This is a genomic window from Taibaiella soli (assembly GCF_003236175.1).
Lineage (GTDB): Bacteria > Bacteroidota > Bacteroidia > Chitinophagales > Chitinophagaceae > QKTW01.
In genome coordinates, this window is sequence record NZ_QKTW01000019.1 from 42,088 (window position 1) to 56,918 (window position 14,831).

The window sequence follows — 14,831 nt, forward strand, 5'->3', positions numbered from 1 at the left end:
GAAATAAAATACAAAAGCCAGTTGATTCAATCAACTGGCTTTTTCCATTATCCTGAGGGGAAAGCTTTGAGCGTTAAGCCTCAAATACGACTTGTGAGTATTTCACATCGCCTTGCATTGGCGGACGAAGCTTACGCACTGCTACTCTTACTTTTTCCGCTTCCGGAAATTCCAGCTTTAATGCTGCATGAATATTCTTTACAAAAGTTTCCAATAACTGTCCCGGTTGATTAAAAATAGCGTAAACAGTCTGACTGATCACTGTATAATCGATGAATGGCCATTCACCAGCGTGTGCAACATTTACGAAAACGTCGACATCAATTTCAAAATCATTACCCAAAATGTGCTCCTGTGGATAAAGTCCGTGAGGTGCATGCACATGAATGCCATGAAGCGAAACAGTAAACATAAGACTGATTTAGGCTGCAAAAGTAGTTTTTCTCGCGTCATTGCGACGAAGGAAGCAATCTGCACGTAATGTTGAACACATTATATTGTGCAGGTTGCTTCGTACCTCCTAAAAAAGAAAGCCACAAAGAATACCTTTCGCGACTTTGCTCCTTAATTTGCTTTGCATGAAATGTACCTCTGAGTTGTCACCTTGAGCGCAGTCGGAATGGACGCAGATCAGACATCAGCGATAAAGCTTCTCTTAAAACCAATCAGAGCTTTCTGCCGGGTTTGAAACTCATGCTCCGTCTGGTTAGTAATTTCTGCTACTGTCATCGGCTTGCAGACGACAGTGTGATAGCCAAGATGATTACTGAGTCGTTGAGACTTGTCCACAGATAGTTTTCCAAACTCATATTTCGCAATCAGACGACCTTTTCGCAGTAACGCTTCATCAACCATTGTCAGCGGACTATTGAACGTACAGATCAACTGCACATTCAGAAAATCAGCGAGCAGTCCATCTGAGATATTCAACAGATTGGAAACAGCAGAACTATTGTTGATCCTGCGATCCATAATGATATTCTCTGCGTCTTCGATAATGATTACAGAATCCGGATTATCAATCAGCAAATCAATGAACGAAGGATGTGTTAAATCACCGGCGATATTGGGCGACAAAAACATTACCCGCTTTTTCAACTGACCAATCAGGTGACGCAAGTAAGTGGTTTTGCCCGTGCCCGGAAGTCCGTGCAGCAGTACAATTCCTTTGTCATCCTTTTGTGCCAGTCGTTTCTTGATCGTTTGATCTACTGCTTTAAAATCATCCTCGTAGTACAGGTCAAAATCAAGTTTCGTCCGTTTAATTTCCATTGCTTTCAACGTGAGCTCGCCGCTTTCTGAAACAACGAGGTTAACCTCCCGTGGTTTTCTGCGCTGACGTTTTTTAAATTGGTTTATAAGGGCTGTTATTTCGTTTAAAAAAGCATCTTGTGTGCCATTGTGCATCATACAGCAATACTCCTTATCGAATTCCAGCAAACATCCGTTGCTAAAAATGATGATCGTTTCATCAAACTCGTTTGGTTTAATAGACGAAGTATGCCGTCTGTATGTATAGGTATGTACAATAGAAGATTTATATTGCTCCTTTATTTTATCATAAGCTTTTTCACCGTCAATACTGTTTCTAAAAAAAACACTCGGCGGGTGATTGAAATGGTAAAGGAACATGGATTTTGCATCGAGAAAATAATGACTCATCAAACCTGATGAAAATTTTATCTCTCGTGATTGCTGATTGTCCATCGTTGTTGTTTTAATATTTTAAAATATCGGCGCTATGCCGGATAGTCTTCACTACACTGTGAATATTTGCCTTATAAAAAGGCAGCCGATAGCATATTTCTGACCAAGCGCATAAAAAATACTTTTAAGGGTTAATGATAAAACATGTTGCGGCTATAGGATTCGAACCCATAACTACCATTGTATAAGAATGGCATTCTAACCGTTGAATTAAGCCGCAGTAGTATAGGAGACGGGACTCGAACCCGCAACCACTTCATCCCAAATGAAGTATCCGGCCAATCGGACTGCTCCTATATATACCGAAGGAAAATGCAACAGAACCGGCAACGAAGTATGTCACTACTAATTGCGTTAAGAAGCGCAACCGGTTCCACCGTTTTTCCTACGGTGTTTTGTTTATTCATGTCATAGCGGTTCAGGGGCTGATTTAAACATCTGATGTTCTGCAATCATCCGTTCTGAATAACCTGCTTCATAGCCGGATCAAATTCATTCCGAATTCGCTCCATCTGGCGAAGGTGGCGCTTAGCATGTTGCACCAGAAAATAGATATAGTGATACACATCAATCTTACCCAGACCATTTACGCTCATCATCATCTTGTATGCAACCCCCTCTCCGTTTTTCAATTCATCGAGATAGATCATGCATTCCTGAAGCTGTTGCCGCAGCGTAGCTTTTACCAGCGCTAGTTCTGCGGTGCCGGTTGGCTGCATATGCTCTGGTCTGTTCCAGTAAAAAGCATCAGGTTCACCAACCTGCTGCATACGATCCCATTCAAAAGAATAATCGCGCAACAACTCCTGATAGTCTTCCAAAAGCGCTTGTTGTAACGCTCTTGTCCGGCTTTTTCTGATCAATATGAGCAGGTAGAAATTCGTTAGCGATACGTGCTCTAATATCTCTGCTACATTCCAGCCGCCATCTTGGGGCGTGTATTGTTGCAATGTATTTTCTGCGTTAAACCATTTCATCATTTCATTGAAAGTGATGAGCATTTCGTTTTTAATTCTTGTAATTACTTGTTGCATTTTCGGGTTGTATTAATGTTTCACCTGGGTTAAAAAATCTGCAACAATAACGGAATGCAAAAAGCCCCGCGACCATTGCTGACCGCGGGGCTTCTTCAACTGCACAGGACTATGCCTTATGCAAATGACACCACGATCGTTTATTTATTGATTTATATTCTTTGCCTGTTACCGCTTGTATTATCATACAATTCGCTCCTACAAAAGATATCGGTTCTATTGCCGACAAACTACCCAAACTGCTGGCGGCAGGTATCGGAAGGAGATTGTTATATTTTATCAGTTGCAGCATTGGCTGTTTTTTAGTTAAAAAATTAATTTCCGCTCACAGCGGGCATAAAAAAAGCCCCGCTTTGTGCGAGGCTTTTTATCAGTATGTTGAAAATCGTTTTATCAATTTCACAACAGCATAAACTGCCCCGCAAAGGATGCTTCTATCGGGAAGCTACCTTTAATTGCTATATGTACAAATGTGCGTTGCATGATTATCTGTTTCTTTTGATTTTGTAGTGCAAAGATATATTCTTGTTTCGCAGACGAACAAATTTTTTTGAAAAAAAAATTAAATCACACCTAACAAAACGTATGACGACTCAAAGAAAAACATCTGATGTTTAACTCAAAAAGCAATACAGCAAACAATCCTAAAAACAGAATAAGCACATCAGATGTTTCCAAAAAGAATCCAAAGACGTCAAGTTACTTTTTTATTAAGCAAGCAATACATGAGCTGTTTTCTCAAAAGAAAAACTACTGACGATGCAAAAAATGAGTCGTCAGTAATTAAAAAGCTTTTATTGTTTTACAAACTTCCCGGCATAGCGAGCACCGTCTGTTGCTATAATTGTGGCTAGGCACATCCCCGAAGGCAATGTGGGAACAGACGCTTCATTGCCGTTTGTGTGCTGTACCATTTCCCTGTTATATCACTGATAATAAACTCCTGCACTTTCACTTCCTTTGCAAAAACAGTCTGGCCGGCTGGGTTTGGAAAAAGAGAAATCGACTGAGCAACGGATGAAAGATTAACCACGGAAGTTAGATTCAGATCCAGTTTATAAAATTCCGTAGCAATTGTAGTTTCATAAAATTACTGAAGTACAAGCTTGACGTAAATGGGATCATCGGAGACCGCTACTGTAATCCGAAACCTGCAACCCACAACTTTTTTAATCGTCGATCATTGCGCTTTAACTTTATTTTTGGCATGAAAACCATGGGATACCGCTGAATACCATTAAATTTAGTTGGTCGTCTCCAGATGAAAACTGCTATAGCTGAAATGAAGAAACCTTTTTCCATAAAAAGCCTTTGCGTATGGCTGCTCGTCTGCTTCGTCATGATGAACAATACGGACGCGTGGGCTCAAATTCCTGTAACAACACCGCAACCGGTGTCTCCACGTGCACAAAAGCGCTATGAAATTGATGCAAAACGTACCGGTACTGACCCGAATAGCGAAGATGCCCTGCCACGTTCCCGCGAATTCTTGCGGATTGACAGCACTTACTATGTTGGCTGGATGTATGAAGGCATGTACAAATTCAATCATGCCGCCGACTACCTGGGATTTAAAAACGCTTCTGTGCCACTGGCACGTTCACTGCAAACATTAGAACGGGACTACCGGAAAGAGTTGGCGACCCGCACACCAGACCTCGCAACCTTTTTCCCGGTTTTCAAATACCAGCTCGACTATACCATGGTGGCCTACTACCTGCTGCAATGTTATATGAATATGGAGGACGCAGAACAGGCAAATGCGTTGCTGCGCCGCGCTTTGAAATGGAACTTTCAGCGCGATTTCTACCTGGATGTTTATAACTACCTCGCCTGGAATGTGCACCGCAACCGTTTTTACACGAGCAAGAAATTTTCCTTCCTGAAAAACAGCATTGACGAAAACGAAGCACTCGCTAATCGCTTTCTTGACTCTGGCTACAGAAGGATTATAAAAAACGCTGCATTCAACGCTCATATCTTCCAACCCGGGTATGAAAAGCAAGACAAGATGAGTGTGTACCATTACAAAAGCATTTTGTGCAGCTATAATTTCAGTATTGACTCAGCAGCGTATTATTTTGATCTGATGCGTGGCAGCGGTGTTTTCCCACACAATAACTACGCCACCTTCCGGATGATATGTGGTGATTTTCGCGAAGCCGAAAAAGAATATCAGGAAGCTGCAGCGCAAGAATCAGGTGACAAGCGGCTGAAAGAATACATTTACTACAGCTCCGTACTGGATATTTATAAAGCGCAACCAAAGCAAGGTATAGAGTTATTAAAAGCAATGATACAGGCCAATGGGTCTACGCCAGGTTTTGGATGGTATAATATTGGACTGGCAAGATCTATGTTTTATGACGGTCAAATGGAAGAAAGCCGCCGTTACATTACGAAAGCTGAACAATTTAAAGAAGTACATATCGGTACCACACTTGGCCAGAGCCATTATGATTTCAGCATTCAGCTCAATAAACTGATGAATAAAGAAACTGAGTTCGAAATGAAACGTTTCGAGAATGCCAATTGGTGGTATAATCCTTCAGTACTGGGCGACATGGCACAATTGAAAGCAGAAAAATTTCTGCAGCAGTTTCTGATCATTAATCAGTTTGCCCAAAATCCGGAGCGCGATCGTGTGGTTTATAAATTGTTCTCCACAGAAAGTACAGTGACATGGGATGAGATCTGGTATCTGATCCGCGATTTCAGCACACACTTTTTCCTCGATAAATTTGAAAAACAATCTCAGACTGATAAGCGCAAGTATATCCGTAAATACTACGACCTTTTTGTAGCGCGCTTGTACATGAAACAAAGCAATTACAAAAAAGCCAAGGATATGCTGGATAATATTCTTCGGTCACCAGATACGGATCTGGAATTTGAAAAACTGTTTATTGCCCGTGTATTTGAAGCCGAAGTGACCTGCAATCAGGAATTGAAAAACGAACGTGCTGCGAACGAATTCATGTACCGCATGTATCAGGAATATCCGCAACTGCTACCGTACACTGGCTTTAAACCGAATATGAATCTGCATGTCGGACCAGTGAATGATAAAGAGGATGCATTGGTATTAGACCGTCTGAAAAAATGCAATATCAACTGGGTGACTGATCGAGCAATCGCGGCGCCAGATGTTTATGTAAATTTTTATCGCAAAGGCAAAACAAAAACGATTGAATACACAGTGGTCGACGCCTCCGGGAATACGATTGTAGAAAAGCAGTCATTCAGCTGGCAAAAACCAGACGAAGCAGGCGTTGCACTCGCCTACCGGCTTTTCAATATTGGCGGAAAATCAGCCGAAGCAGAAGAGACAGAAACCAAAGACACGAAAGCTGGCAAAGAGAATAGCTAGCACAGTTTAATTTTGTTCATTCGGCACAATGTGATTATTTTTAGTAATATCATTTTCACCTTGTAAATAATCTTCTTACCATGTTTGTTGCGTCATTGTACAATCTGAAAGGCGGAGTCGGAAAAACAGCCTCTTGTGTCAACTTTGCGTACATGGCCGCAAGCGATGGTTTCAAGACATTGCTCTGGGATCTCGATCCACAAGGCGCTTCGAGTTTTTACTATAATGCGCAGCCAAAGGCGAAAAGCAGTGTGAAGAAGATTATGGAAAATGAACTGGCGCTGGGAGATGCGATCATGAGTACCGATTATAAAAACCTGGACATTATTCCCGCTGATCTTTCCGCCCGTAAACTAGACATCGTACTGGATGAAAATCATGCTTCGAAAAAGCATTTATCGCATTTGCTGAAAGCGGTGGATGATGATTATGATTTTGTATTTATCGATTGCCCGCCCGGATTTTCTGTCTTGGCCGACAATATATTCTTCGCTTCAGACGCTGTGCTGATGCCAGTGATTCCTACTACACTTTCCTTGCGCACTTATGATCTGGTGAAGAATTATTTCGAGGATAAAAACATCGGTCTTGATAAACTGATGTGTTTTTTCTCTATGGTGGATACCCGCAAGAAAATGCACAATGAAGTAATGCAGGATTTATACAAAGACAAGCGTTTCTTTGTATATTATGTTCCCTATCTCTCTGATGTAGAAAAAATGGGCATTCATCATGCGCCGGTAGAGGCATTTGCAAAATCTTCTTATGCAGCCGTATGCTACAGAGCATTGTGGAATGAGGTAAAAGAAGGCGTGTTGGCGTAATCTCCGCTCGTTAACTATTGAAATTCAACAAAGTAACCAGACAAAAATATTTTTTTCAAGTTTCGCTTGCATATCTGCGAAACTTGTGCTTATCTTTGCAACCCAATCGGAACCAAGGATCGGTAGTTCAGTTGGTTAGAATGCCGCCCTGTCACGGCGGAGGTCGCGGGTTCGAGTCCCGTCCGGTCCGCAAAAGCTTCACAGAAATGTGAAGCTTTTTGTTTTTACACACCTTTACTTTGGTGCATTGATTTTGGATCAAGTAGAAGTTTCTCACGGCGGCAAAACCGAGCGGCTGGATTTAACCACGCTAATCTACCCAACTAAAAATAGTTCGAACTCAACTTCGCAGTTACTTCCAACGAAAAGTCGGGGCTGTATCATTTGCTATGCCACTGCTTATTTCTAGTCCACGAAATTTACCATCCCAGTCACGAATAGCAAATTCCCGACTATCGCCATGAGTCGTTCCATCTTCAGCTTTATGCTCTAGCCATATTTCAATACTATGTTTAACACCATCGTACTCTGCGTGAACTTTCACTTTCCAAATTCTCCCATCAGTTCCCCAATATTCTAACCACTCTAATTCTTTCGCAACCGAATTATCCTCTCGTCTTTGAAGCTCCCATTTAGGGTCTTCAGTTCCTTGAAGAATTCCGGTAGGCCAATGAGCATTTGTTAACCATGCGGTCCTATAAATCCCAGCTCTTTCCTGATATTGAAATTCTTTAAAAAAACTCATGTGATGTGCGATTTATTAACAGTAAAATATTTAATTGGATTCAAATATATAAAACATAAACATGTGTCCTCTCGATTTTTTTAACCTATTTACGTATGGAATTGCACGAACTCTTTCGCTAAACTGCAATTGATTTGTCACATTATCGCTCCGAATTAATGTTATACAATTATTATATGCATCTTGCGTTAGTAAAATATCCCTAACCTTAAAATCCGAACGTCTTGAGAAATATCATTCTTACCTGCAGCCTGACACTTGCGATAGCAATCTTCTTCTCATGCAACAAAAAGGAAAGTGAAAACAAATCCACAGGCGGAAATGTTGTGACAGGCACCTGCCTGCCCTCTGGCCTTAATTCTGGGGTATTGGCATTTTACCCCTTTGGCAACGGCAGTATTTTGGATGTATCTGGCAACGGACATGATTTAACGAACGCTACAAACGCAGTTTCAACAACAGACCGGGCGGGGAATATGAATTGTGCCTATTTATTTAACGGACAAAATTTTCTGACAAATGCGAACGCAGCGTTTCTCAATAACCTGAATCAATTCTCCATTTCCCTTTGGTATGAACCGCTGGATACCAGCAGCCACAATGTTCACGAATACCAGGTACTGATATGTAAAGACACCGGGAATACAGGACGCATATGGGAGAGCTATTGGTCTATCGGGTTATACGATTGCAGCCGGGCAGTTTTCCTTGCTAAAAACAATGTCTGGGATAAGCTGATTATTAATATCGACCAAAACGACTGTTATAACGAAATAGCAGCGCGTACCGGATCCTGGCATCATCTTGCCGCCACCTACGACGCATCTGGCAATAGTATGAAAATATACCGCGATGGTGTATTGCAGGCTTCAGACGTAGTAAACCCTTTAACATCGCCAATCATCAATATCGGAGATCTTACGTTGGGCAAATACTTTACCGGAAAAATAGACGATATAATCATCTACAACCGTGCCCTTAGCCAAACCGAAGTAACGCAACTCTCCCAATTAGCAACTTGCTGCAACTAAGACAACTTTTATTCAACTACATAAGTCCTTGCTGTAATCCCGCCGAGAAAAACTTTCTCGTCTTTCAGCGTCATATAAAGCGGCGTTGTGAGACCATCAAAAATAGACAAACCAGCACCTAATGCCACCGGATGTGTAACCAGATGATATTCGTCGACCAGACCAGTTGCTATGAGACTGCGCATAAAGCCGGCGCCACCTCTTGCTACGATTGGTTTTCCTTCTTCTGCTTTTAATTTTTTGATTCCTTCCGAAAGGTCACCATCAAAAATGCGGGCCTCTGCCCAGGACACCAAAGCAGGAGTTGGATCAGGTCCCGGATCAATACCTTTAAATCCCTTTTGCGTGAAAACAGCTTTAGGAATTTCATTCATCGGCGGCGCAAAAGGATCTGTCGAGGTTGGCCAATAAGCTGCCATGGACTCAAATGATTTCCGGCCCCATATATGCAATCCAGCTTCCCAACACTGTGCTACAGCCCATGCCTTTGAAGTCGCATCACTCGTTTTGATGATCCAGTCATTCACGCCATTGGCACTGGCCACAAATCCATCGATAGACAGAGACATCCTCATTTGTAATTTTCGCATGATTGAAGGTTTTATTTTCCAAATCTATTCTACTTCCAACAAAATAGTGGGTGGCGATGACGACATTCTAAGGGGCATTTGCGCAAGGCATACGGCTTCACACTCCGAATTGTGTTAAATGATGATCCAGATGTTTGTAAAACATAGTGTCCCATTCTCTAGCGCTCAGAGGGCCGAACGAATGTGATTCCTTTCCTTCAAAATGGCCTGCACCCAATTGCTGTGTTTTATTGATATAGCTAATCAATCTCTGCTTTTCTTTTTCAAAATCCTGACGATCGGATACAAGAAAAACGGGAGCCGTAGGACTATTTCTTTTATATGGTTTATCACCTACGACAGCATTTTTCACAAATGCCTTCAGCAGAAATCGTTTAAAGGCGCCTGGTTTCGGATGTTTATTGTCGTATACCAGTTCATAAGTCACATTACAATGCGCCAGCATTTGGGCAACATTCATTTTACCCCATTGCGGCTGCGTTGCAGGTGTAAGCTTATTGATTCGCTGAATTAATCCGTTTGTATCAGTTTGGTTAAATGCACTTTTAGACATGGGAGCTTCTTTGCCTCTAAATTACATTTAATGATTGATAGCCAATTTGCGGACTTCACGGGACTGGATGTAAAACAAGAAGGGTTGCTCATTCGAGCAACCCTTTTATCTGATGTGTGTTCATCAATTAAAGCAAACTTATTAATTTCTGCTGATGGTTATTTTATCATAACCAATTAATACACCTTCAAGATTACTGATACGCAGCAGATAGGTTCCACTAGCGAGTGTGCTTACATCGATTGAAGTAGCATTTTCTTTAGTAAGCATTACTTTACCATCAATAGCATGCAGTGTAACATTTACTGGCACCGGCGAGTCTATTCTCACTGTTGAAGAAGCCGGATTCGGATACACCTTGATGTGATTCATTTGAATATTCGTCACACCCAGACCTGTGATTACAGAATCAGCAGACGTACCGATACAACCATGATCGCTAGTTACCGTAAGCGAATAATTACCATCCTGAACTGCGAGATACGTATTACTTGTAGCGCCTGCAATCGGTTGACCATTCAGATTCCATTGATAGCCGTTGTACACCGTATTTGTACTCAGGATAAAACCATTTACCTGAATAATCGGCATTGGTGAAATATTGATAGTATCGGTTATTACAGCTGATGTATCGCTACAACCCGCGGCTGTTACTTCATAAACACGATAGTTGCCAGATGCAGTTGCCGTATAGCTGGCACTTGTTGCACCGGTAATATTTACACCATATTTCTGCCAAACATATTGAATGCCGGTTCCCGTATTGGCCACATGTTTTACACTGTCACAAGCCTGCATACCACCCGGAGTGATGATAGCTACCGGCGAAGCATTAATTGTAACTGCAGAAACAGCAGATGTATCAGTACACCCAGGTGTAGCAGTGGTTACAAATGCACGATAATTGCCACTAGAAGTTACGCTATACACAGAGTCAGTTGCTCCGGCGATATTCGCACCAGCTTTCTGCCATTGGTAATTTAGGTTAACAGCTGGCAGCATATGGAGTTTCACAGAATCACAGGCAGCAACAGCACCAGAAGGAGTAAAACTTGCTGCCCCCGCTATCGGAGTAATCACCGATGGAACTGAAGGCGCAGAATTACAGCCAGAGAGTATACTTGATACAGTGTAACTTGTCTGTGCTGTTGGTGCAGCCCATACAACGCGGTTCGTATCAGCAGTTGTCATTGGAATTGTGTGCATCGAATCTTTGTACAAACCCGTTACTGGTGACCAGCTGATTGGTTTTGGCGCACCGAATGTCAGTTGAATATTTGGACGATAGCTGCTCGTAAAATTCTGTGCCACATTGGTTACAGAATGCGCCACCAGTGTATCATAAGAAATAAAGCCACCGTTGCCATTATTAGCATCACTATAATACATGTCCATCACTGCGGGAGTGAGCGTATTAAATACACCTGCGGATTTAATACCTGATGACTTTTGTGAACAAATCTCTACCACCAGATTGCTTGTGCCATCCCATGTAAACGGTGTATTCAGCGTATAAGCATTCATACCCACTGTTACAGGAACCGTTTTTTTGAACAGCTGCGTAACAGGAAGCCAGTTACCCGGAGATAATGTGCCCGCCGTAGTAAGACCCAGACCAACCATTACAGTGTCTAATGAAAACAGCCCGTAGTGGTAGCCTACACTTACTGCAACAGCGCTTATTTTCACACCAGCAGTCATACCCTGTGCAGTCAATTCCGCCGCAGTATAAATCATCTGCTGACGGTGGTTGTATTGCTGTCCATCGAGTGGAGAATTGTCGTCGCTTAGCTGATTGAAAGTACTGTCGGTGCCCAACGTTGCGAGCGTAGGCGCTGTAGCTATGCCAGCAGCGGTGATCTTCACAGAGCCGCCGTTATTACACAGTATAGCGCCTGCAGGTGAAAGTATCGGAGAAACCGGCGCCAGAATAGTGTACGCATTTTTGACCGTTACACTCTGCGTTGGACTTGCAGTTGCAGGTAACACAACAGATGTAGGACAAAATGTAGTTGGGAACGCAACCGTAGTCGCACCAACGTTTGCCGGGGTTACGATGTCCTCCGCGATCACGAAATACACGATACTGTCGCCAGCTACTGGCAGACCTGTAAGCAAAGAATAATCTGGAGTGAATGTAAAATTTGTGCCCGAAGTATTAGTGCCGTTCACGTACTTCCAGCCATTAACTGCAGCAGTATTAGCGCCGCCGAAAACATCAGCTTCAGAAGCCTTTTTGTAATACATACGCGGGCCGTTGGTAGCAGTAGTGTTCACACCAGTTGCGTCATAAATAGAGGCACTGAGTGTTGGCGCTGTGGTCACACACAATGTCGTTACAGGAAGTGGTGCATATTGGATGATAGGCGCATTTTTATCTTTCAGGATGCCATTAAACTGCAGCGCACCTGCATCGCTGGTAGCCGGACGTGTCACACCAAGCTGGTCAACTGTAATTGGCGGCACTGTAATCGGTGAACCTACGCTTTCAGCATACGAGTTGCTGGTCGGAGCATACAATCCCGGGTATCCTGTTACTGCAGAAAGGTTATCCTCATAATAACTGGTACGCTCACGCTGACCCATCCATTGCTTGTAAGTACTCAGACAGGTGATGTTGAAATTCGGATCGCTCATTGGCCCGAAAGTATTCATGGCAGCAATACTGCCACCTTCGGCATAATAAAAACAATAAGCCGAATTCGGCACATAGTAGATGTTGCTTCCTGTCGTATTTGTAATAATAGTCGGCGGCAGGTTACCATTAGTGTTGTTTGCCTTCTGTACAGCCGCTACAATACCTAAACCCTTTGGAAGACAGTTAACGTTCACAATATTGTTGCGCATATCCAGGCTCGCCAGATTATCTCCGAAACCAACGCCTACAACACCAAAGTTGGCACCGGTGCTGCTCATATTCAACTTCACTGTGTTGTAATAAAAATTGGCATTGGCCGTATAGTTACCAGAGGTCAGAAAAAAGCCCCAGATACTTGTTGGTTGAGAACTACTGTTGCTCCAGGTGGGTGCAGAAAAATCAGAGACTGTATTATTATAGATCGTACAGCTACCATATCCGCCCACACCAGAAATACCGATAATTTGTGCAAATGCTGTATTCGTACCAATCACCACCAGCTTAGTAACCGTATTGTTGTAGCACGTGTTGTTCACGTTGCCGTTACTCAGCGCGATGCCGGTGAAAAATCCGCCGCCGGTAGTATCAAAAGCAACATAACAATCGTGGATGCTACCGTTAAAACTTTTACTCGGACCAGAGAAAGTACCAGTGTTCACGCGGCAGTTGGTCACAGTATCAAATGCCATCTCTGAGCCTTTAGAACCATAACCGGAGTTGTGCGTAGTAACGGCACTTGTACCCAGCGCCTGCACGCGGTCCATTTTGTTGTACTTGTGTATAAATACCTGTCCGGTTGGGTTAAGTAAATTTGCCTGAACGGCGTTACCTGTATTCGTAAATTTCACTGTATTATTGGCGCTACAATTTGTCATTTTGTTGTACATCACAGTATACAATCCAGACGTAGCCTGATTTCCACCAGATTCAATCGCAGTCAGGTCATTGTTGGAACCTGAAGCCACAACTCCCTGCTTGTACAGGTTGGTGAATGTGTTGTTCATAATCGTCTGAAACTTGTGCGTACCTGCTGAGGTATTGCTGCCGGTTTCATTAATACAGCGGAGAAATCCCGTACTGGTTGTTTTAAGCGGGCTCGACCAATAAATATTGCTGAATGTGTTATTGGAAATACTGTCAATATTCCAGTCATTGGCGCCGTTATACAACCCATAGCAGCCGCCCGACGTTGCAAAAGTGTCAGTGCCGGTCATAGAGTTACCTGTAAACGCAAACTTCGCATTGATATCCGAGTGGCCGGTGCCAAGAACAGAGCCAAGGAAGTTGTCATTTCTTACCGCATAAAAGGTTCCGGTAAATAAAGCGCCCGACTGCATTTGCCAGCTAATATTAAACTGGTTGTTGCGAATGGAAAGATCACCACGGCCTGTACCTGTGGAAATCATAGCCATTGTCACTGTACCAGCAGGAAGCGTCTGGAACGGAGATACACTGAATTGGTTGTTGTGGAACGTGAGTACTGAATCATAAACAGCATGCACGCCTGCCACAGACCCAAAGCTGCCACCTCCGATTACGATCGTATTTCCCTGACCGGCTGTATTACTACCTACGCGGTTATCATAGTCAAATCTGCCCGGACTATTCATACCGCGCATACTGATTGCGGTATCTGTATTGGTAATTGTATTTCCCCAAAAACGGTTACTACTGTTGGCGTCAGATGTCAATGCGCCTGTAACTGCAAGTACTGTGTTTGTTCCCGGAACACTATGTGCGAGGCGAATACCACAGGTAGCAGTGTTCGCAGCATTCAGCGTGATCGAGCAATTCTGAATCAGATTATTCTGACAACCATCGAAAGGGGCCACATTATTTTTCTTAACGAAATTGTACCCCCACTCCATCAGCGTCGTGTTTGTTGTATTCGTTGCGCTTTCATTCAGGTTAAGTCCGTTGATGGTCACGTAGTCAGTACCTGACAATGTAAAGATCGCATCTGCATTACCGGTACCTATACCCGCTGTAATCGTACTGTTGTTTCCGTTGATCACCAGCGGTGTCACAGCCGTAAGACTGGCATTCAGTGCAGTGCTGCCCAAAATGTAGCCGCCCGCTGGAGCTGTCTCTAATGTCCCCGCGGTAATGTTGATGATCGCACCGCCTGTTCCCACACCTTGTGTGTTTAATGCCGTGACGACGCTCGCAATGGTAGGGTACGTTGCGCTTGGAATACTGTACGTGCCTGATAGTTGCGCTTTTGCAGATACACCTGCAACACAGCCTAAAGCAAGCAGGGCCAGCCTGTTCATGTGTTTTTTTCTTACCATTTGTGATGTTTGAAAAATGTTTTAAAAATCGATAAGGCCTTCTTCAGT

General features: G+C 43.1%; 11 protein-coding genes and 3 tRNA genes. 5 read left to right on the forward strand and 9 right to left on the reverse strand.

The annotated features are described in order from the left end of the window. Positions 1–73: 73 nt before the first annotated feature. The 5 genes from DN068_RS14260 to DN068_RS14280 form a co-directional block, all read right to left on the reverse strand. Complete coding sequence (locus DN068_RS14260; protein WP_110999611.1) at positions 74–412, reverse strand: dihydroneopterin aldolase; 339 nt, start codon at positions 410–412, stop codon at positions 74–76. Positions 413–630: 218 nt separating this feature from the next. Further along, a complete protein-coding gene (locus DN068_RS14265; RefSeq protein ID WP_110999612.1) occupies positions 631–1,707 on the reverse strand; it encodes an AAA family ATPase in 1,077 nt (358 codons plus the stop codon). Between the two features lie 147 nt (positions 1,708–1,854). Then, positions 1,855–1,927 (reverse strand) — tRNA-Ile (locus DN068_RS14270). A gap of 4 nt (positions 1,928–1,931) precedes the next feature. Then, a tRNA-Pro gene (locus DN068_RS14275) sits at positions 1,932–2,004 on the reverse strand. A gap of 155 nt (positions 2,005–2,159) precedes the next feature. Beyond that, positions 2,160–2,741 (reverse strand): DinB family protein, encoded by a 582-nt coding sequence (locus DN068_RS14280; protein ID WP_110999613.1) that lies wholly within the window; start codon positions 2,739–2,741, stop codon positions 2,160–2,162. 161 nt (positions 2,742–2,902) lie between these two features. Between DN068_RS14280 and DN068_RS14285 the strand changes: the two genes are divergently transcribed. From DN068_RS14285 to DN068_RS14305, 4 genes are all read left to right on the forward strand, one after another. Further along, a complete protein-coding gene (locus tag DN068_RS14285) occupies positions 2,903–3,154 on the forward strand; it encodes a hypothetical protein (RefSeq protein WP_110999614.1) in 252 nt (83 codons plus the stop codon). 869 nt (positions 3,155–4,023) lie between these two features. Further along, positions 4,024–6,111, forward strand: coding sequence for a hypothetical protein (locus tag DN068_RS14295; RefSeq protein WP_123985354.1), 2,088 nt, complete (start codon positions 4,024–4,026; stop codon positions 6,109–6,111). Between the two features lie 80 nt (positions 6,112–6,191). After that, complete coding sequence (locus DN068_RS14300; protein WP_110999617.1) at positions 6,192–6,935, forward strand: ParA family protein; 744 nt, start codon at positions 6,192–6,194, stop codon at positions 6,933–6,935. 116 nt (positions 6,936–7,051) lie between these two features. After that, positions 7,052–7,125, forward strand: a tRNA-Asp gene (locus DN068_RS14305). 162 nt (positions 7,126–7,287) lie between these two features. On the opposite strand, the gene DN068_RS14310 is transcribed toward DN068_RS14305, so the two are convergent. Further along, positions 7,288–7,680, reverse strand: coding sequence for a hypothetical protein (locus DN068_RS14310; protein WP_110999618.1), 393 nt, complete (start codon positions 7,678–7,680; stop codon positions 7,288–7,290). A 224-nt stretch (positions 7,681–7,904) separates the two neighbouring features. Between DN068_RS14310 and DN068_RS14315 the strand changes: the two genes are divergently transcribed. After that, a complete protein-coding gene (locus tag DN068_RS14315; protein WP_110999619.1) occupies positions 7,905–8,711 on the forward strand; it encodes a LamG domain-containing protein in 807 nt (268 codons plus the stop codon). A gap of 8 nt (positions 8,712–8,719) precedes the next feature. Here the strand turns inward: DN068_RS14315 and DN068_RS14320 are convergent, their stop codons facing one another. The 3 genes from DN068_RS14320 to DN068_RS14330 all read right to left on the reverse strand — a co-directional run bounded on the left by DN068_RS14320 (position 8,720) and on the right by DN068_RS14330 (position 14,783). After that, the gene (locus DN068_RS14320) at positions 8,720–9,301 is read right to left on the reverse strand and encodes a dihydrofolate reductase family protein (RefSeq protein WP_110999620.1); all 582 of its coding nucleotides are present in this window, start codon (positions 9,299–9,301) and stop codon (positions 8,720–8,722) included. A gap of 97 nt (positions 9,302–9,398) precedes the next feature. Beyond that, on the reverse strand, positions 9,399–9,854 hold the full coding sequence (locus tag DN068_RS14325; protein WP_110999621.1) for a DUF1569 domain-containing protein: 456 nt from the start codon (positions 9,852–9,854) through the stop codon (positions 9,399–9,401). 141 nt (positions 9,855–9,995) lie between these two features. Further along, positions 9,996–14,783, reverse strand: coding sequence for a T9SS type A sorting domain-containing protein (locus DN068_RS14330; protein WP_110999622.1), 4,788 nt, complete (start codon positions 14,781–14,783; stop codon positions 9,996–9,998). Positions 14,784–14,831: the final 48 nt, after the last annotated feature.